Below are 20,118 nucleotides of genomic sequence, written 5' to 3'. Positions count from 1 at the left end.
GTTTCATAGTAACCCCAAAAAAGGAAAAGATATAACAAGTGTTGAAAGGAGCGTATTCTCTATGGCAAACGGAAAATCATTAATTCTCGGAATTATGGTTGGTGGGACGGTGAGTGCTGCCGCAACTTTACTGAGTACACCTTCATCAGGAAGAGACTTTCGCTATCGCGCCAAAGAACAAAGCATGGAATGGAAAAGTATGCTTGAAAATATTAAACTTGACGGTCTGCGCCTGAAAAAGCAAATCTCGGAAACTTCAAAAGAAGGTGCAGCTCTAATCAAAGAACTGACGCAAGAAATGAAAAGTTCTGTTCAGGAGTGGAAAGGAACAGTTGAACCACATCAGGAGAATATCCATGAATATTTAGAACAAATTGAATCAAGCTTAAGAGATCTGGAAACTAAACTAATAAAAGAGTAAACTATAGCCGAAAAATAAGAATGTAAAGGGAGTATTGAATTGCAAGTCAATTTGATGCTCTTTTTTGTTTTCCCCAAATTTTAATGGCATGTTATCACTTTCTTAAAAAAGGAACTCCCCAAACATATTGTTCTGTTTAACGATGCCTACTGGAGCTTGTTATTCCGCCTATTCGATATTTCTGTTACTAATTCTAATACATAATTTCATATAAAAAAGCAGTTCAATTAAGGGTACAAACTGTGTTATATACTCCGAAATTAAACCACTTTTTTATCAAATGCTTTTTTATTTTGCAGGTTTCAAATCTTTTATCGATTCGATATCCATGTATGATGGGACAACTAAGCCAATTTTAGCGCCTTTAAGATTTGGTCCAAGATCTTCAAATTGATCCGAGTACTTATCATAAAAATCTTTATGCGTTACTGGCATCCATGGTGCAAGTGAGGCATCACCATCACCATTTGCAATTGATTCAAACACAACTGCAACATCTACTGGTGTAACCGTGACTTCATAACCCAATTTCTCCATAACAGTTTTCATAACAAACGCAGAAGAACGTTCGGAGTCCCAAGGTGTTGATACAAGTTCAAACGTCTCTCCATCAACCTCTTCTACACCCTTTGTCCATTCGCTAACCTTATCCTGGTTATCTTCCACCCAGCGCTTCGCAACTGTTTCAATGTCGTCACCGGTTTCTTTTGATTCGTACATAATGCTCTCCATGTCTTTTACATCCCACTTAAATTGGTCAACCAATTTATAGGCATTTGGCTTATCTTCTTTCAAGCCTTGTCTAACAATCGTCTTGATTACTTCTTCCTCACCATAAATTCCTTTGGGATCATCCAAATACTTCATATCTGGGTATTTGGCAAATGTCCAATGTGGATTCCAGCCAGTAATAATAATTGGCTCTTCTTCTTTAACTGCCTTATCCAGTTCTGATGCCATCGCTGCAGTGGAAGATAAACTTACTTCCCATCCACTTAAGGAATCATACTTCTTAATTGCTTTCTCAGTTGTAACAGATATTCCTGCTCCAGGCTCAATCCCGGTAATTGTATAGTCTACTGCTTCACTATAATTAGTTTTGCTCTCACTACCGGAATTTTCTTCGTTACTCTCTGCATTGTCCTCATTACCCCCGCCTGATCCACATCCAGCGGCAATAAGTAATAATAATAAACCAAAAATAAATGTATATTGTGTCCATCTATGGTGGTTTTTGATCACTTGATAACACTCTCCTTCTTTACATTAAAGACCGATACCATAATAGTATCGGCCTTTATTTTTTTAATTATTCTACTCCTGAAGTCCATTCATCTACTTTATCTTGATTTTCTTTAATCCATGTTGCTGCAGCTTCTTCAACAGGAGTACCGTTCTGAATTGAAAGCATTACACTTTCAATGTCAGCAGAACTCCACTTGAATGCATCAATTACTTTGTATGCATTTGGAAGATCTTCTTTAAGTCCTTTGCGAGCCATTGTTTCAATTGTTTCAGCATCCCCATAAACACCTTTTGGATCTTTTAAATATTTCAGGTCATATTTTTGGAACTTCCAGTGTGGAGACCAGCCAGTAACAATAATTTCTTCCTTATTTTCGATTGCTTCACCTAAAGCAGTAGCCATAGCACCACTTGATGATGTTTTAAGTTCCCAGTCACTCAAGTTTTCATATTTTTTAAGTGCTTCTTCTGTTGCTGCTACAACACCAGCACCAGGCTCAATACCAGTAATTGTTTTATCAGCCTGTGAATCAAGATCTGCTAGAGAATTAACATCCATATATTTTGGAACAACTGCTCCAATTTTAGCACCTTCAAGGTTAACACCTAACTCAACCATTTGATCAGCATACTCTTCATACTGCGTAGCGTGTGTTCCAGGTAACCATGCAGCTACCATTGCATCAGCTTCACCATTAGCAACAGCTTCCCACATAACTGTGTTATCTAGTGGTGTTAATGTAACATCATATCCAAGATTCTTTAGAACTTCGCCAAGAACGTGAGTAGATGCAACTTCTGTATCCCACTCAACGTAAGCAAGTTCTACTTCTTTACCTTCACCGACTTTGGCTGCATCGTCTGATCCGCCTTCACTTCCGGAATCTCCTGAACCGCCGTCTGAGCCACAGCCTGCGGCAAATAATGATAATGAAAGTCCGGCAGCAATACCGAGACGTTTCCAGTTAAGTTTAAACATAACTATAAATCTCCCCTTTTTCTAATTTTTTATATATGGAAACTCTTCGTTAAGAAAAGATACCAACTTAATCACTCTTCGAATTCACTGTTTGTGTGAATCGGTCAATAATAATTGCAAGTATTACAATTCCAACACCTGCAACAAATCCTGTCCCAACTTGTGCACGTTGCAGTGATGACAGAACTTCTCTTCCAAGTCCAGGCGCACCAATCATTGATGCGATAACTACCATTGATAAAGCTAGCATAACTGTCTGGTTAATACCAGCCATTATGGTTGCTCTTGCCATTGGTAATTCTACTTTCACTAATTTCTGTGATCCGGTACTACCGAATGCATCTGAAGCTTCAACCAATTCTTTGGAAACCTGACGGATACCTAAGTTGGTAAAACGTACTGTAGGTGGCGTCGCAAATATTAATGATGCAAATATACCTGGCACCATCCCAATACCAAAGAATGCAACAGCCGGTATTAAATATACAAAGGCTGGCATTGTTTGCATAAAGTCAAGAATTGGCGTGATAATCGCTTCAGCTGTTCTACTCTTAGACATTAGAATACCAAAAGGTACACCAATTATTACTGAGAGAATACTGGATATTAATACAAGCGTAAATGTATTCATCAATTGTTCCCACAGCCCCTGATTGTAAATAAACCACAATCCAACAATACTAAACGCTGTCAATCCAAGTTTCTTTCCAGATAGGAAAAAGGCTAGTATTGCAACAATCAGAATAATAATTACCGGTGGAACCAGCATCAGCGTTTCTGCTGACCATTCCATAAATACTCCAAAGTTTTCTTTAACGGGATCAAATAGAAACGCAAACCAATCTGTCAGTTTATTAGTAAACCATTCTGTTCCCTTCGCTACCGGTATTTTCGGTACAAAATCCAATATGTTATTAAGCATCTTCCAAATTCACCTCGCCATCTCCAGCAAGTGCAGCTATAACTGCTCCACGGACAACAATTCCAACAAGCTTTTCGTTTTCAACGACTGCAACAGGAACTGGTGAGTCATGAATAACATTAAAAATTTCATTCATAGAAGTTTCTTTATCTACTTTTTCAATACCTGTACGTAATATTTCCTTAATATCCCGCACCTCATTCTTTCTTGCTTCAGATGCATCATCAGCGGTTACATACCCCATTAGATTACGTTTGCCATCAACCACTAAGATACTTGACAGACCTTCTTCACGCATACGTTCTAATGCAACGCGCGGACCATGTTTCTCTATGTTTATGGTTTCTGGACGTTTCATAATATGCTGTGCAGTTAATACTTTCGAACGATCAACATCTTCAACAAACTTCTCTACATAATCATTTGCTGGATTAACTAGAATTTCTTCTGGCGTTCCAATTTGAACGATGGAACCATCTTTCATTAATGCAATACGGTCTCCTAATCTTAATGCTTCATCTAAGTCATGTGTGATAAATAAAATTGTTTTCTTCATACTTTCCTGCAGGTCAATAAGTTCATCCTGCATTTCTTTACGAATAAGGGGATCCAAAGCTGAAAAAGCTTCATCCATTAATAGAACTTCAGGATCATTAGCAAGTGCACGTGCCAATCCGACACGCTGTTGCATACCACCTGATAACTGACCTGGAGTCTGATGGATATACCCTCCTAATCCTACCATTTCCAATGCTTCCTGTGCCTTTTTCTTTCTTTTCTCTGCAGGAACATTTTGTATTTCCAAACCAAATTCTGCGTTTTCCAAAATGGTTTTATGTGGAAACAGCGCAAAGCGTTGGAAAACCATACTTAATTTTTCTCTGCGAATTTTGCGCAAAGATTTTTTATCCATAGTAGCCAGATCATCGCCATCGATTAGAACACTGCCTTCAGTAGGTTCAATTAGGCGATTAACCAACCGTACTAAAGTTGATTTACCACTACCTGATAATCCCATAATGACAAATATTTCGCCTTCTTCTACTGAAAAAGTAGCGCGATTAACCCCAACTGTATTACCTGTTTGTTCCAAAATCTTTTCTTTTGAAACTCCTTCATCCAATAACTTTAAAGCTTGTTTAGGATTTCTGCCAAACACTTTTGATAAGCCTTTAACATCAATTACCGGCACATCATTCACCTCTCTCTTTTAAATAATACCTGTTAATGCAAAACCAGGAATTTAGTAATACTACTTTTTTCTTATTTTTTTCACACACATGTATTTTATGAAACTGATTTCTAAAATTTTTAGATCCGAACAGCATCACTCACTTTTAACACTATATATTTATTACAGCTATATTTCAAACATAAAGTACCATTAATTTTGTATGTATTTTTCGTACAGTTTATTCTGTATAAAGTTTTGCGCGTTCATTCTTAAAATTCCTCCTATTTGCTCCTTTTTACTATTGTATCTCTTGTTTTAAATAAAATTCACTTTAGTGTAATCTTTATGTAGCAGTGCGCTGGGGGGATTTTATGTTAGAACCAACATCGGAAAAAATAACAAATAAAATATTGATAGAATTCGCCAAAACAATCGAAATGTTTGGCTTAACTCCATTGGAATCAAGACTATTTGCTTATATGTACTTAACTGAAAAACCAATGACCCTGGATGATATGAGTGATGCATTAGGTAAAAGTAAGACCTCTATGAGCACAAGTATACGAAGTTTATCCGATTCAAATCTTGTAACCCGTGTGTGGAAAAAAGGGGTGCGAAAGGATTTATATGTAGCCAATAATGAGCTTTTTAAAAATTTTATGAGTTTCTATGTAAATAAATGGTTCGATGCGGTTAATCACCAAAAAGATTCCCTTGAGGTCATACGTGAAAAACTTGATCATCATGGTATGGATCAAGGTCATGACACATACGTAAAGTTATTAAAGATCATAAATTTTCACAAACAGGTTGAGTCATCGTTCCGGAACATGAGACAGAGTTAATACGTTATCCTCTATTTTCATCTTCCGTTAATACCTTTACAAATTCATTTATCAAAGAAGGATAATATCCTTCTTTTTTTAATGCATATATCGTTTCATTCGGGTACAGCTTTTCATTCAGCATACCTGCAAAATGAACCAATAAACCAGTATAATCCAAGAAGCCTTCTTCTTTTTGGTCCTCTAATAGGCTGTTAAGCCCTTCCAAAAGACTCATTAACTCCTCAAATTCTGTCCGAGATATATTTTTTTCAATGAGTAACTTAATTAACGGAAACTCCTCCATATTAATAACGTTAGCTAGTAAACAAAGATGAAAGGTCGTAGATTCATTTCGGTCTGAATATTTCAATGAGATTGACCTCCCAGACAAATTATTTTAACGCTTTAATCCATTGTCATATCAGTCTTCAAAAGACTTTTAAAAAAAGGCTTATTTTTTTACCAAAAAACTATTGATTTTTCCGATGAAACGTACTATTATGCTTGAAGGATTAGTCATGCATTTTGCGAATTATATTATTGGAGGGATCAAAAATGAATTGCTGGAAAACTATTAATTTTAATAAAGACTATGGAATAAATAGGTTATATCTTCTATCATTTTTGATTGGCCTTGTATCATTCGTATTTCTGTATGTACCATTTTCAATTATACATGGTGCAGTTAATTTGAACGAATTTGGGGTTGTGCCATTAATAATAGCAATATTCTTTTTGCCAACTGTTCATTCGCTCATGCATATCTTACCATTAATTATGATGTATAAACGAGTAAGATTGACCTATAAACGAAAGAATTTATTCTTTCCTATTATTAATTATTATACAAAAAAACCATTAACTAAAAAAGTTTCTTTACTAGTTGCAATTGCACCGACATTATTTCTTACGATACCAGCTGGATTGGCAACTTATATGTTTGTAAACTATTATGTTTATTTTCTATTATTTACTTCATTCCACATTGCAATGACTTTTACCGACTTTTTATATTTAATTAATATTTCTAAAGCTCCAAAACGATCCTATGTTGAAAACAGCAATGATGAGTTTGCCATTTTAGTGAAAACAAAAAATTAAATATGACTGGGATCTGACATAATACATCAGATCCCTTTTTTTGCTATAAAAACTATTAAAGTGTAATTCTTAATATAAATATGCCTTAGAAGCATTTATGCAGTAAGTTTTTATGCTCTCTTTACTGCGAAGAAATGAACAATTTAATACTGTTCATGAAGACGATATTTTGATACAGTATTAAATATGAATTATGTGTATGTTGTATGTTTGTTAAGGGGGTTTTTCGTATGAGTATTCTTTTTCCTGTTTATGCAGTATTTATATTATTGATTTTTAATTCTCTAACACATCAATTCTGCATGAAAATGGAAATGAAAGAAAGAAAGCAATCCACAGTATTCCGTGTCATTAATATCATGGTTCTCGTATTGCTAATAACTTCTTACGTAAAAGTGTTGAATGTAGTAACTTAAATATAAATAATCTCTACCTATTCTTTTAGAAAAAAAAATGTTATATTAATGCAATAGTTGAAAAAATTATTGAACAAATTGACTAGGAGTGTTCACACATGAAAAAAATAGCAATCGCTGTCACACTTTCAGCCAGTGTTCTGGGCTTAGCTGCATGTAATGCGGATGACAGTTCAAAAGTAGTAGCAGAATCAAGTGCCGGAAACGTAACAAAAGAAGAGTTTTATCAGGAATTAAAAAATAGCTATGGTGCAAGTGTACTGCAGCAACTGGTAACAGAAGAAGTACTAAGTAATAAATACGATGTAACCAAAAAAGAAGTTGATAAAGAGCTTCAAAGTGTTAAAGATCAATTAGGTGACAGGTTTCAACAGGCAATACAGCAGCAAGGTTTTAAAGATGAAGAAGCCTTTCGCAAGATGCTTCGCCTCAGCCTTCTTCAGGAAGCAGCTGTAGCAGAAGATATCGAAATTACAGAAAAAGAACTTAAAGAACAATACGAACGTAAGAAAACAGAAGTACAAGCACAGCATATTTTAGTAAAAGATAAAAAAACAGCCAAAGAAGTTAAGAAGAAGTTAGATAATGGCGCCGATTTCGCCAAATTGGCCAAAGAGTATTCAACTGATAAATCTAATGCCGGAGATGGCGGGAAACTTGGATACTTCTCAACCGGTAAAATGGTACCAGCATTTGAAGACGCCGCCTACAGTTTGGATGTTGGTGAAATAAGTGATCCGGTCAAAACCCAACATGGCTTCCACATTATTAAAGTGACGGACAAGCGTGAAAAAGAAAAAGATATCGGTTCATTTGAAGAAAATAAAAAGGATATTCGCCGCAGTATCTTAAATCAGCGTATGGATCCGCAGAAAGCTAGAGAAAAAATTAATAAATTAATTGAGGATGCTAACGTTGATATTAAAGTAGAGGGATTAGAGGATATCCTTAAACAACCAAAGACAAACAAAGCTCAAGGATAAAGCAAAAACGGCTAGTCCATCATTGAATGGACTAGCCGTTCTTTTTATTGGGATACATGTTGCTCCCTCTCCTGTTTATGTTTACGCTCTTCTTCCATGCGTTCCATGTAGACCTTGCCTTCACGCTCAATAAATTGGTGTTCCAATTGTTTTTCAGCACGTATTGCCCTAAAAGCCATATAGCCACTAAGAAAAATAAAAATAATCATCATAAAAACCCACCAAGGTACTCCAACTATCAAGATTAGCCCCCCTTGTCCATCATCTACCACATGTATATGAACAAAGAACTGAAAAAATAACCTATTTTCTCCAAAGGGTTCCGTTATCTATCACAAAATACGAATTTACAAGATAAAAATGTATTCATGTCATGTAATCCTTATTCCTCTATCAATTATTATAATACTAAGCGTATTAAGCAAAAATTGGCAGGCATGAGTCCGGTTCAGTACCGCATTCACACCAGCCAATTAGCTGCTTAATATAAAACTCTAACTTTTGGGGGTCACATCAAAATTGATGGTCATTTTTCAATGTTTATGATAGGAAAAGAAACCCGTTATGTTCCTTTAGTTCTCCTCGAAAAGTGGTTTATAAAATGCTCTATTATCCATTGCAAACATTCGCTCAGTAAATTCTCCAGGTTTAACTTTATCCAGTGAGCGATTTAGCATATTCATTTTTGCGTCTATCAAATCAATTAAATGCAATAGCTCAGCTTCTCGAACTAATGGAGGTTTAGGACTTCCCCACTCTGCCTTTCCGTGATGAGACAATACCAGGTGCTGTAAGATTAAGACTTCTTCACCTTCAATTTGCAGTTCCTTTGCTATATGCCCTATTTCCTCAACCATCATTGGTATATGCCCCAATAATTTTCCTTCAATTGTATAGGATGTGGTAACAACACCGGATAATTCTTTAAGTTTACCAAGATCATGTAATATAATGCCCGCGTACAGTAAATCTTTGTTTAATTCCGGATATAATTTATGGAGCTCTTTTGCTAATGCAAGCATACTTACAATATGATGTGCTAAACCTGACACATATTCATGGTGGTTTTTACTTGCTGCAGGATAGGTTAATAGTGCCTCCTGATATTTTTTTATAAAAGCGCGAACGATACGTTGCATAGACGGATTTTTCATTTCAAAAATGGTTTCCGTTAATTTTTCCATAAGAATTTCTTTGTCTACTGGAGCTTTTGCGATAAAGTCAGATACTTGTACGCCATCAGTTGATTGTGCTGGCCGGATGGATGTAATTTTTAATTGTGCCTTTCCTCGAAACTGGTTGATTTCCCCAGTAAGTTTAACAATCTGTTCTGGTACAAAAATTTCCTCATCTTCTTTATTGGTATCCCAAAGCTTTGCTTCTATTTCCCCCGTTGTATCACGTAAAATTAACGTAAGAAACGGTTTACCGTTACTTGTAACTCCACGTGAGGATTCTTTTATTAAAATGAAATTATCAAAAGAATCACCAATACTAAAATTTCCTATTCCGTTCTTCATAATAATCCTCCCCCGTAGACCAAAAGAGACCGACAAAGGCGCTACAAGGTGTCACGCCGCTTTTATGTCCATCTCTTTTTGGTGTTTTTTATTTAGGATTCCGATAGCTGTACGCCTTTTATAAACATAGCAACAATTTATTTGGAAAACAGCCTTTATTTATCATTTTTTGGAATGTACTCAAATATCTTCCCTGATTCTATCAACTGTATAACTTGCATTAGCCACTCATAATAATTACGTGCATAGTGAAGCCGGTCAATATCCTGATGAATCTTTCGCTTTAAATCCTCATCATCTGTTTTTTCTAGAATATTATTCAGTTCTGATACAGTTTCGTCAGCTTCTTCAATATTTGTTTCTGTATGATGGCGCCAGCGATTTCCGAATAATGATGTGAACGACTTATACCAGTCTTCTTCTGATTGGTATAAATCTTTTCGTATCCCTTTTTTAAAGGTGGATTCAACCATCTTCATATCAGATAATGCACGAACACCTGTGGACATACTTGTTTTACTCATTACTAATGCCTCGCGCATATCATCCAATGTCATTGGCTGATTGGAAAAATATAAGACACCATATAAACGCCCTACAGAGGAAGTAATTCCATACAGATTCATGTTTCTGGCAATTACCTGAATAAATTTTTCAATTGTCTCTTCATATTTTTCTACGTCGTTTGGTGTGTTTTCATTAGGCAATGGATTTCCCTCCAACTGCATTATTCGTCCATAAATAATGTCAAATTCTGACTCAGTTATCTGAAAATAGTTTATCATTAATAACTAATTTATGCGAACAGAATTTTTCAACTTAATCACATTTGTATTCGCTGTTAGATCCATAACATCTCTCTTACATGTAAACAAAATAATTTGCTGGTTTGTGGCAACGTCAGACAGCATCTCTATTATCCGTTTCGTACGGTCCATGTCAAAGTGAACAAAAGCATCATCAATTATAAATGGCAAACGATGCTTTTCACTCATAACATCACTTATACCCAAACGCAATGCAACATACAACTGATCAATGGTCCCTTGTGATAATTCTTGAGCTTCATAGCGTATGCCATCAAGAGATTCTACCTGAAATGGCCTATTGGCTTCTGGTGCATAAATATGTTTATATTTGTTTGCTGTTAATACTTTAAAATACGCTCTTGTCTTTTCAATTACAACTCCCATATACTTATCACGGTAATTTCGCTTTGCTTCAATTAATATTTCTTTAGCAGTTTTATAAACAGACCATTCTTCTGCTAATTTCTCTAATTGTTCCTGCTCCATGTTATACCGATGCAATACTTCTGAATGCGATTCAGAGGACTCCATATTTGAAAGGTCTGCATCAATATCTGCACGTTCCTGACGCATCCGGTCTATTTCATTTTCGAGTATGTCTATCTGTTCACTAATTTGTTCATGGGATACTTCAAGTTCACTTTCCTGAATATCCTTTTGTTCTAACAACGCTTGATATTCTTCTTTACTGGGCAGAATTCGTGCAATTTGTTCAGTTAAGTGTACAAGTTCTGCTTGATGTTTTTGCTTTTCTTCCAGTTGTTTTGCCAGTTTTAAAAACTCATCTTCTGTTTCTGTCCCGGCAAAAGAAATTAAACCGGCAATTTCCTGTTCATAAATGTGCATTTTTTGTTTCATTTCTCGCTGTTCATCACTATTTTCAGTAATCCAAGTTTCATATTGTTTTAATAATCCTACTGTATTTTGATGGTCAGTCAACAGATTCTCTATTTCCTCAAGTTTTTCTTCAACGGTTTTGTTCGTCTCCCAATTCCTTTTCTGATAAAAAGCAGAAAGCTGTTGATGAAAATTGTTCATTTCTTTCTCTATTGCATCGTATTGGCTTCTTAATTGTCTTTTGTCACGATCAAGGTTTATTAACTTTTTCAATGTATGAAAGAATTCAGGCCAATACATTATCTCGATTTGCTTCAGGAACGGATATTTCTCATGCTGTGAAATTACCATTTTATTGATACGTTCTTTCTTTTGTTGTAAGCCATTCTTTTTTTCTTCCCATTGCAACAACTCAATATCAATTGACCGTAATCGGTCTCTTAGAGAAGCTAACTCGTTTTTCCTTTGATCATTTACTTCAAGTAATTGTTCCGCCTCCAACTTTTCCTCATCTGTTACCTGGCCGGAAATCACTTCCTTATTCTGCAGCATACTTTCCATTTCACGCATTGACTTCCTGCTAACGAGCTGCTGCATAATCCCACCAGCAAGAATTAAAGCTGAAACACCGAATAAGGTTTGCTGCTCCTGAAAAATTGCTAAAAGAACCACAAGAAAAGCAATAACAACACTTCCTGCCAGCCAAAATTTTGCACGGTTTTCTTTTTTCTCCTTCACTTTCTTCCAGTTTTTCTGTTGTTCAATTGTCTCTTCTCTTGCTTTCTTTAAGTATTCCTGATGCTGATAATCATTGATTCGTTTTGTTAGCTCATTAATCTTATTCTCATGCAGAAGTGAATCAGTAATTTCCGATTGCTGGTTGATTAAATAATCCTGATTTTTCTTTAATTGCCTGTACTCGTCTTGTATATGTTCCTCTGTTAGTTTGAGCTGCTCCTTATCATTCTTAAGCTGATTCCACGCTTTTTCAACATGGAAGGGGAGGTTTATTTCGGTTAAATCCTCAGGTGAAATTCCAATATTTAATTGTTCCAACTCTGTCTCAATTTGTATATTCAGTTTCTTTATTGACTTATCTTGCTTATCTAGTTCCCTTTTATTCTCTATGTAATCTTGTTTTTGCCGGAAAATTGCTTCTGCATTTTCATATACAGAATGCTCATATGAACTGGTTAGAAGCATATCCTTCTTTTCTTTATATTTTGCCTGATTATCCTGCAATACGGATAATTCACTTTTTAACGGCAGTAATTTTTCCTTTAATGTTTCAAAGCGCTCGACTCCATTCTCTGGAAACTTTATCTCCTCTGGAAATGCAGTAAGGTGTTCCACCTCGCGTTGATACGCTTTCATACTTGGAAGGGCATGCTGTTTCTTCTCAACACGGATGAGATCCTCCTTGGCCCGTTTCAATTCTTCACGATACCTCTCAATAGTATTAGAAATAGTTGATACGTTTGATTTTTTATCCCGATACGTAGCTTCTGTTTCTTGGTAGGATTGTAAAGTAGCGAATAAGTCATCAAGGGTTTCCAATTGCTGATTAATTTCAGGTTTCTTCCCAAAAGGCTTAAATAGTTCACCAATCTTATTTTCCAGCTGCTTTTCAATTGCATAAATATTTTTAGAACCGGTTAATCCAACTCCAAGCAGCACTTCTCCAAGTTCATCTTCCTTCATATTTCGTATATTTATTAAATCAGCAGCAGAAAATGAAAAAATAGATTGAAACGTTGATTGTGTCATACCGTTCAACCGCCCCTGCAGCCAATCCTCTCCATAGGATTGACCATCTGCTGTAAAACATGCAGCTGCTCCGTTTTGTACACCATCAATCCGTTCAATCGTAAATTCACCATATTCAGCGTCAAATAACGTTAGTCTTCCCCCCATTTTACCGCTTGTTTTTGGCCGAAAATATGCCCGTTTTTTTGGAGGTAATCCGAATAGCATAAATAGTATAAAATGCTGTAACGTAGACTTCCCGGATTCATTCTCTCCATAAACGCAGACAAATGATTCATTTGAAAAGTCAATTGAGTCATCGACCCATTTTCCAAATCCATAAATGGTTGCATGTCTTATTTGCACATTAATCACCTCCATTTTTTAAAAGTTCATGGACAAGCATATGTTTCGCTTTACGTTTAATACGCATTTCTTCGTCATCATTCATTGTATCCATATACTTTCTCGCCTGTTTATGCTGGTACAATTCCTTTAAATACGGTTGGATCGATACCTCATCAAAATGGCGAATCACTTCTCCTGCAAAATGCTCTCCATGTGCAAGTTCATTATCTATCGAAAACAATCGTTCGATCTCGTAACGGAAAACATATTTCCAGTTTGCCTGATGGAGGGTTGTTTCATTTACGAGCTCAATAACTTCACCTATCATTTGTTCATCGTGCCAGTTTTGCAGATTAACCTGATTACTTTTTAATAGTAACTGAAGTAATTGTGGCCCCGAATCCTTTGTGTATTCATTTATTTCATTCTGAATTTTCGTTTCCAACTGATGAGGCTCATCACAATCAGAAACATCAATTGTTAAAACATTATATTGAAGGGACTGCAGCGGCAAAAATGTCATTGTTGTATCTGTTTCAGATAATACAACATGGTAGCAACCCTTTTCACCAGTCTCTTTACGGTTCCGTCCCTGTATATTTCCAGGGTAGACAATTGGAGGGGTCTCTTTTAATACTTCCCGCTGATGAATGTGGCCAAGAGCCCAATAATCAAAGTTTTTCTTAGTTAAATCCGACAAATAAAATGGTGCATATACGTCGTGATCTGTATTACTGTGCAGACTACCATGAAGCATCCCAATGTGGAATGGAATTTTTCCCGGAATGCGCTGATATTCCTTCGTTTTTTCTGCTAGCACGGAACGGTTTTCATAGCTAAATCCATAAATAGCAGCTGAAGTGTCATTATTTTTCTCAAACGTAAAATGAGTCACTTTTTCATTAGGGAATATATAAACATTATCCGGATATGTAACAGGATGGATATTCCCATTAATAAAATCATGATTGCCATATGATAAATAAACATTGATGTCATGATGCTGCAATTCTTCAAAGGCTCCGCGCAAGCGTACCTGTGCTTTTAAGCTTTGTTTTTCATTATCAAATAAGTCACCAACTATCAGCACAAAATCAACTTTTTTATCAATTGCTGTCTGAACCAGTCTATCTAATGCATCAAATGTACTGTTTCTTACCTTCTTAAAAATATGCTCAGGTATATGTGCAAGCCCTTTAAATGGACTATCCAGGTGCAAATCTGCCGCATGAATAAACGAAATTTGTTCCACCAAACGATCACCCTCTTTTTAAAATAACTATATATTTTTATTTTACCAAAAATTGCGTGCGAATGCACGTTCGTATAAAAAGTAACTAAAATTATGCTTGGTCTCCAGTTGATATAAATGTGATGTAGTATGTGAATAACCGGTACTCATAGTTCTGAGTTTATTAATGATAGCCATTTGAGCTTATTCTATAGATCCGAAAGTTGAATATCTAATAACAACAAAAAATCCGAACTAATTCGAATTCTATTTCAAGAATTTCGAATCATAGTTCGGATTTCGCTTTTACTAAAACACTTTTGTCCAAGCCTTTTCCATACTATTCTTTTTTGGATAGAGCTATTGCCTTTTTGACATCTTTAAGTGAGCTTGAGCGGCCATACATTAAAACTCCACCTTTATAGACTCTTGCACCAATTGCTGCAAAAAGTAAAATAGTTGCAACTAGAATTCCAATGGATATCACCACTTCCCAAATCGGAATATCCAGCATGCCAACACGAAGGAACATAAGCATCGGTGCGAAGAAAGGAATATAGGAAGTTACTGTGACAAATGATGAATCCGGTGCTTCAAGTCCAAACATAGCAATGAAAAAGGCAATCATAACAAGGAAAATCATTGGCATTATCATTTGCTGAACATCCTCTGTTCTGCTCACAAGTGAACCTAACATGGCAGCTAATGTTGCATACAGTAAGTATCCTAGCAAGAAAAATACAATTGCATATACGTACACGGAAGCAGAGGTATTCTGAATTCCAAAGTAATCAAATACGCCTCCAGTCAGCTCATTCTGTTTGGACATAATAAGGGAATACCCTACGCCGATAATAATTCCAACCTGCGTGAGTCCCAATAAAGCAATACCGATTATCTTCGCAAACATATGGGTAACTGGTGATGCACTTGAAATTAAAATTTCCATAACACGTGACGATTTCTCAGTAGCGACATCATTGGCAATCATCGTTCCATATGTGATTACGGATATATACAACAGGAATAGCATGACATAAACAATTCCCCTTGCCTGATTCAATTCTTCTGCGGTTTTTGCACTATCATCTAAAGCAACCTTATTAAAGGTTACAGGTGAATATATTTCGGTAATTGTTTCCTGGTCAACACCAGCTTGTTGTGTCGCAGCTGCAACCTTCAATTGCTGCAGTTGTTGCTGAATAACTGACTGTTCCCCCGCTTCGGCAATATTATTGGCAAAGTAGGTTGCTTCTGGCAATCCTTCAGCATTTAACGATAATGAAATTAACGCAGCATATTTTTCATCCTGTACAGCGTTTTTGCCATCTTCCTTTGACCCATCAAATGCAATCAGATCCATCTCATCTGTTGAACCCTCAACACTTTCTTCAAGTGGGGTAAATAATTCACCCGATTCATCGATTACAGCAATTTTGTCTGTGTCTCCCGAGAATGTATCCATGACTGTCTGGATATTTGCGATGGCAAAAATAAATACTAATGAAATAATGGTACTGATTAAAAATGACTTTGTTTTAAATTTCGTCATATACGTATGTGATAAAATAATCCAAAATTTATTCATAGGAAGCACCTACCTTCTCAATGAATATGTCACTTAAAGTCGGCTCCTCTAGTTCAAACTTTCGCACAAAGCCTTTTCCATGGAGAGCATCAAATAGTTTCTGTGCAACTGTCTCACTCTCAATCTGAAGCTCACAGCCTTCTGTCAAAGATTTATAGTGTAATACTCCAGTATAGTCTTTCAGAAAATCTACTGAAAAGTCTGCATGGACAATTAAATTCTTTTTCCCAAACGATTTTTTAATTTCCCTGAGTGACCCTTGAACAACTGGTTTTCCTTTATGTAAGATACATAAATGTTCACAGAGCTCTTCCACGTGCTCCATTTGATGAGATGAAAAAACAATGGATGTTCCTTGTTCCTTAAGGTTTACAACAGCTTCTTTTAACATCTCAACATTGATTGGATCCAAACCTGAAAATGGTTCATCAAGAATAAGCAATTTTGGTTTATGGATAACAGCAGAAATAAATTGAATTTTTTGCTGATTTCCCTTTGATAGCTCTTCCACTTTTTTATCCATATATTCCGGTACTTTAAACCTATCAAGCCAGCCTTCAAGCTCTGTAACCACTTGGCTTTTACTCATACCGCGAAGTTTCCCAAGGTAAATCAATTGATCACGAACCTTCAGCTTTGGATATAGCCCTCGTTCTTCAGGTAAATACCCAATTAAATGACTTTTATCGTAGCTGATCGACTCTCCATTCCACGAAATATCGCCTTCAGTATTATCCAATAGTCCCAGAACCATTCGAAACGTAGTAGTTTTACCCGCACCATTCCCACCTAAGAATCCGAACATCTCCTTTTCGGGAATTTCGATGGAAAGATGGTCAACTGCAGTGGTTTTACCAAAACGTTTCGTTACATCATTAATTTTTAATGTCAAATTTCTTCTCTCCTTTCCCGTTTTATGATACGTTTACAATAGATAATAGTTTCATAATTTTTAATTTTAGGAGGAACCTAAAATGCGAACTTACGTATTAACAGTTTTTGACAAATCCGGGGAAAAGTTGCTTGATGAGTCCTTTGAGGCTGCCAGTAATGATGAGGCCAAAAAAATTGGCCAAGCAAAATTAGATGAAGAAGGATACAATGAACATACACATCGTTGTGTATCTCCTGATGCAAAGTTAATCCTATTTCACAGATAAATTCAATAGTCATTACTACATTCGAATCACAGCTTAATCAGGTGGCATTAAAAAATATTTTTTAATGCCACCTTTCAGTTAACAAAAACGATTATTGTTTTAGAAGAACGTGTTTTTTACAGCAGAGTTATCGTCCAATAAATGAAGGCTTACGTTTTCCTGAAAATGCACTTACACCTTCTTTGTGGTCTTCTGTATTTCGAAGTTCCCATTGTGACTTTCGCTCTTCTTCCATATAGGAGGTTAATTCTCTCTCATTTCTTTGATGATACATCATTTTTGTTTTCAGCATTGCCACAATTGGTGCAGCTAACATCTGATTGGCCATCTCAGTTGCGTGATCGATGGCCTGCTTATCGGTAAGCACATCTACAAGACCCATTGCCTTTGCTTCAGGCCCTGCTAATTGCTGCTTACCCCATATAAATTGTTTTGCCTTATGTGTTCCGATCCGTTCGCGCAACAGGAAGTGCCCGCCTCCATCAGGTGCTAAGCCGATTCCTATAAATAGCATCCCAATTTTTGATTCATTTTGAGCAACAACATAATCTGCCGTTAGCGCAAGGCTCAACCCTAAGCCAACAGCTGACCCCTGAACAGCCGATATAACAATCTTAGGCATCATGTACAGCTTTAAAGCAATTGCTTCAATGGTCTTCATAATGTGTTCATAATAGTTTTTATCAGCAAATTCCGTCATCATTCCAATGTCTCCACCTGCACAAAATGCTTTTCCTTTTCCACTAAGGATTACAATTTTATCGTCATTTTTTTCAATCTGTTCCAGCACATCAAGTAATTCCATAAGCATATCTTTATTCAATGCATTGTATCGGTCAGCCCGATTTAAAGTAATATAAGATATATTATTCTTGCTTTCGAATAAAACAGTACGCATCACGGTATCTCCTTTATATAAAAATTTCTATCATTGATATAATTCGCCATCTATAGACAAAATCCTTTCTTATAGATTGTTTTTTTTAAGATTGTAGGTATTGATTCTTCAACACAGAATGAGAGCAACTAATTCATAGTATTCAGAGAGGGAATCTGAGGAAGCTGAAGTGTTGTCTTTAAGGTGTGATAGTGTATTTCCGGAGCGGATTCGCAGTACTTCATAAGTTTTTCACATCACGTCGTAGTTATATAAACTAAAAGGTCTTTGAGCAAATATAAAAATAAAAGCCCGCAACAGTTAAGGTGCGGGCTTGTACTTAATTATTCGTTTGATTCTTCTTCAGAAGTTCCGTAAAGTTCTTCCAATGGTTTCGTAATAATTTGGCTTACTTCATTGATCACAAGGTTTAAGCGCTGTTCTTGTTCCATCAATTTTGAGATGTCTTCATGCTGCTGTACTGTTTCTACAACTTTACGTGCTTGTTCTACTTCTTCTTCAGAAATTTCCTGACCTTGCATTTGTTTTTCCTGTAATTCCATTTGAGTATTTCTAAAATTGTCAAACATTTGCTTGGCAGATTCGTCACTCATTACTGCATCATATGCTTCCTTTAAACTTTTAAATTCGTCACTTTCACGAATTGACTTTTCTAGATCGTACGCACTATCATAAATATTAGGCACGTTATATCCTCCTTCATTTTCTAACTAAAATAACTATAACAAACGTTTTGACACATGTATACTATTTTAAAAAATAGCTAAAAATGCAAAATTGATTTTTCTATTCAATTTTACTGCTATAATGGAAAAAACCCCTATAGAAAGAGGCATTTTCATGATCGAACAACTCCGTAAAATTTTTTCGTCATTAGTATTATATAATGAAATATCTAACAAAAACCGATATAACTATAAATGGTTTATGACTAACGAAAAACAAGTTATTGGGATAAATCAAAAAGAACTTACTGAAAAGGATACAACTCTTTTACATATCTTCCTTCGTCCCTATAATGTTTCCATCCCCCAGATGACTGCAGAAGAACAGCAATGGAAATCGTATATAAGTACCGACATAACTGATAGCACGAGTTCATTAACATATCGGTTTATTTATTTTTCGTTTCAGCCTTTTCAAATTGAACCTGAATCTTTTAAAGAAGCAATAAATGAATTTTATGCCAGACAAGTTCCAGTACTTTTTGAGAATGACCATGAAGGAATTATCGTAGAAACAAACCCGAAAGATACCATATCATATGAGCAAATAATCGATGTACTAATGAGTGACTTGTACGTTAAGATAAAATTTTTTGTTGGTCCATACCTGCATACGTTATCCGCAGCCAAAAGGTATCACCAGATATTAGTAAACGGGGCTAACACCACCTTTGCTTATTCTGACAAAACTGTATCCACGTATATTGATGCTGTTCCATTTATACTTGTTGATCAAATGGGAAGTAATACACGTGCTGATATAATTAACTCCGTGTTAGGTGAAACGGAGCACGACAAGGACCTGTTAAAAACGATTGAAATGTTTATTGCTTGTAACTTAAATGTGTCAGTTACCGCAAAAGAATTGTACATGCACCGAAATAGCTTACAATACAGACTTGATAAATTTACCGAAAAAACCGGTATTGATATTAGGCAATTTCACCAGGCAATGGCAGTACAACTAGCCATTACTATAAATAAAAAGCTCATGAAAGAAACCTAAGGCGTTTAGTTTCAGGGGAGTGGGGTTATAAAACGCAGATCGTGTCGTGATTCTTACACCTGAATTCTATTTGAGCATCCGTCAAAAAATCGAAGCGGATCCTCATTCCGCTAAATAGCAGTAAAAGTGCTCTCGGAAGGGTGAGACGGATCCTCGTTCCGCTAAATGCAGAAAATCAGCCA

Annotated in this window: 21 protein-coding genes and 1 pseudogene; 8 read left to right on the top strand and 14 right to left on the bottom strand. The window is 36.0% G+C overall.

All coding sequences use genetic code 11. The features are described 5' to 3' along the window. The first annotated feature begins 61 nt into the window (after positions 1–61). A complete protein-coding gene (locus ACE1TG_RS03880; protein ID WP_375051038.1) occupies positions 62–421 on the top strand; it encodes a YtxH domain-containing protein in 360 nt (119 codons plus the stop codon). A 288-nt stretch (positions 422–709) separates the two neighbouring features. Here the strand turns inward: ACE1TG_RS03880 and ACE1TG_RS03875 are convergent, their stop codons facing one another. The 4 genes from ACE1TG_RS03875 to ACE1TG_RS03860 all read right to left on the bottom strand — a co-directional run bounded on the left by ACE1TG_RS03875 (position 710) and on the right by ACE1TG_RS03860 (position 4,759). Beyond that, entirely contained in the window at positions 710–1,663 is a 954-nt protein-coding gene (locus ACE1TG_RS03875; RefSeq protein ID WP_375051037.1) for a glycine betaine ABC transporter substrate-binding protein, read from the bottom strand. A gap of 67 nt (positions 1,664–1,730) precedes the next feature. After that, a complete protein-coding gene (locus ACE1TG_RS03870) occupies positions 1,731–2,645 on the bottom strand; it encodes a glycine betaine ABC transporter substrate-binding protein (RefSeq protein WP_375051036.1) in 915 nt (304 codons plus the stop codon). 67 nt (positions 2,646–2,712) lie between these two features. Next, the gene (locus tag ACE1TG_RS03865) at positions 2,713–3,567 is read right to left on the bottom strand and encodes an ABC transporter permease (RefSeq protein ID WP_375051035.1); all 855 of its coding nucleotides are present in this window, start codon (positions 3,565–3,567) and stop codon (positions 2,713–2,715) included. Beyond that, a complete protein-coding gene (locus tag ACE1TG_RS03860) occupies positions 3,560–4,759 on the bottom strand; it encodes a quaternary amine ABC transporter ATP-binding protein (RefSeq protein WP_375051034.1) in 1,200 nt (399 codons plus the stop codon). Before ACE1TG_RS03860 ends, ACE1TG_RS03865 begins: the two co-directional genes overlap by 8 nt. 353 nt (positions 4,760–5,112) lie before the next feature. Here ACE1TG_RS03860 and ACE1TG_RS03855 point away from each other — a divergent pair, with 353 nt between their 5' ends. After that, on the top strand, positions 5,113–5,586 hold the full coding sequence (locus tag ACE1TG_RS03855) for a GbsR/MarR family transcriptional regulator (protein ID WP_375051033.1): 474 nt from the start codon (positions 5,113–5,115) through the stop codon (positions 5,584–5,586). A 4-nt stretch (positions 5,587–5,590) separates the two neighbouring features. Here ACE1TG_RS03855 and ACE1TG_RS03850 read toward each other — a convergent pair whose 3' ends face one another. Further along, positions 5,591–5,938, bottom strand: coding sequence for a DUF1878 family protein (locus ACE1TG_RS03850; RefSeq protein ID WP_375051032.1), 348 nt, complete (start codon positions 5,936–5,938; stop codon positions 5,591–5,593). Positions 5,939–6,123: 185 nt separating this feature from the next. Here ACE1TG_RS03850 and ACE1TG_RS03845 point away from each other — a divergent pair, with 185 nt between their 5' ends. The 3 genes from ACE1TG_RS03845 (at position 6,124) to ACE1TG_RS03835 (ending at position 8,068) form a co-directional block, all read left to right on the top strand. Beyond that, positions 6,124–6,669, top strand: a complete 546-nt coding sequence (locus ACE1TG_RS03845) for a DUF3267 domain-containing protein (protein WP_375051031.1) — start codon at positions 6,124–6,126, stop codon at positions 6,667–6,669. 230 nt (positions 6,670–6,899) lie between these two features. Then, positions 6,900–7,085 carry a hypothetical protein gene (locus tag ACE1TG_RS03840; protein WP_375051030.1) on the top strand — a complete coding sequence of 62 codons (186 nt, stop codon included), beginning with the start codon at positions 6,900–6,902 and terminating at the stop codon, positions 7,083–7,085. 98 nt (positions 7,086–7,183) lie between these two features. Beyond that, positions 7,184–8,068 (top strand): peptidylprolyl isomerase, encoded by an 885-nt coding sequence (locus tag ACE1TG_RS03835; protein WP_375051029.1) that lies wholly within the window; start codon positions 7,184–7,186, stop codon positions 8,066–8,068. Between the two features lie 44 nt (positions 8,069–8,112). On the opposite strand, the gene ACE1TG_RS03830 is transcribed toward ACE1TG_RS03835, so the two are convergent. Next, on the bottom strand, positions 8,113–8,310 hold the full coding sequence (locus ACE1TG_RS03830) for a sporulation YhaL family protein (protein WP_375051028.1): 198 nt from the start codon (positions 8,308–8,310) through the stop codon (positions 8,113–8,115). A 150-nt stretch (positions 8,311–8,460) separates the two neighbouring features. Between ACE1TG_RS03830 and ACE1TG_RS03825 the strand changes: the two are divergent. Next, a pseudogene (locus tag ACE1TG_RS03825) lies at positions 8,461–8,553 on the top strand (IS3 family transposase); the annotation flags it as partial. A gap of 87 nt (positions 8,554–8,640) precedes the next feature. Here ACE1TG_RS03825 and yhaM read toward each other — a convergent pair. The 6 genes from yhaM to ACE1TG_RS03795 all read right to left on the bottom strand — a co-directional run bounded on the left by yhaM (position 8,641) and on the right by ACE1TG_RS03795 (position 17,039). After that, positions 8,641–9,588, bottom strand: coding sequence for a 3'-5' exoribonuclease YhaM (gene yhaM / locus ACE1TG_RS03820; RefSeq protein WP_375051027.1), 948 nt, complete (start codon positions 9,586–9,588; stop codon positions 8,641–8,643). A 155-nt stretch (positions 9,589–9,743) separates the two neighbouring features. Further along, on the bottom strand, positions 9,744–10,295 hold the full coding sequence (locus ACE1TG_RS03815; protein WP_375051026.1) for a GbsR/MarR family transcriptional regulator: 552 nt from the start codon (positions 10,293–10,295) through the stop codon (positions 9,744–9,746). A gap of 84 nt (positions 10,296–10,379) precedes the next feature. Beyond that, a complete protein-coding gene (locus ACE1TG_RS03810) occupies positions 10,380–13,346 on the bottom strand; it encodes an ATP-binding protein (protein WP_375051025.1) in 2,967 nt (988 codons plus the stop codon). Between the two features lies 1 nt (position 13,347). Then, positions 13,348–14,580 (bottom strand): metallophosphoesterase family protein, encoded by a 1,233-nt coding sequence (locus tag ACE1TG_RS03805; protein WP_375051093.1) that lies wholly within the window; start codon positions 14,578–14,580, stop codon positions 13,348–13,350. Between the two features lie 319 nt (positions 14,581–14,899). Further along, the gene (locus ACE1TG_RS03800; protein WP_375051024.1) at positions 14,900–16,147 is read right to left on the bottom strand and encodes an ABC transporter permease; all 1,248 of its coding nucleotides are present in this window, start codon (positions 16,145–16,147) and stop codon (positions 14,900–14,902) included. Continuing rightward, the gene (locus ACE1TG_RS03795; protein WP_375051023.1) at positions 16,140–17,039 is read right to left on the bottom strand and encodes an ABC transporter ATP-binding protein; all 900 of its coding nucleotides are present in this window, start codon (positions 17,037–17,039) and stop codon (positions 16,140–16,142) included. The genes ACE1TG_RS03800 and ACE1TG_RS03795 overlap by 8 nt, the downstream gene beginning before the upstream one ends. Positions 17,040–17,121: 82 nt before the next feature. Between ACE1TG_RS03795 and ACE1TG_RS03790 the strand changes: the two genes are divergently transcribed. After that, complete coding sequence (locus tag ACE1TG_RS03790; RefSeq protein ID WP_375051022.1) at positions 17,122–17,307, top strand: YhzD family protein; 186 nt, start codon at positions 17,122–17,124, stop codon at positions 17,305–17,307. A gap of 127 nt (positions 17,308–17,434) precedes the next feature. Here ACE1TG_RS03790 and ACE1TG_RS03785 read toward each other — a convergent pair whose 3' ends face one another. After that, complete coding sequence (locus tag ACE1TG_RS03785) at positions 17,435–18,205, bottom strand: enoyl-CoA hydratase-related protein (RefSeq protein ID WP_375051021.1); 771 nt, start codon at positions 18,203–18,205, stop codon at positions 17,435–17,437. Positions 18,206–18,528: 323 nt separating this feature from the next. Then, entirely contained in the window at positions 18,529–18,891 is a 363-nt protein-coding gene (locus ACE1TG_RS03780) for a YlbF/YmcA family competence regulator (protein WP_209478980.1), read from the bottom strand. Positions 18,892–19,045: 154 nt separating this feature from the next. Here ACE1TG_RS03780 and ACE1TG_RS03775 point away from each other — a divergent pair, with 154 nt between their 5' ends. Beyond that, positions 19,046–19,936 carry a PucR family transcriptional regulator gene (locus tag ACE1TG_RS03775; RefSeq protein ID WP_375051020.1) on the top strand — a complete coding sequence of 297 codons (891 nt, stop codon included), beginning with the start codon at positions 19,046–19,048 and terminating at the stop codon, positions 19,934–19,936. Positions 19,937–20,118: the final 182 nt, after the last annotated feature.

Source organism: Virgibacillus sp. JSM 102003, assembly GCF_041949995.1.
Classification (GTDB): domain Bacteria; phylum Bacillota; class Bacilli; order Bacillales; family Amphibacillaceae; genus Lentibacillus.
The sequence above is the reverse complement of the archived record's forward strand: the minus strand, read 5'-3'. Positions and strand labels throughout refer to the sequence as shown.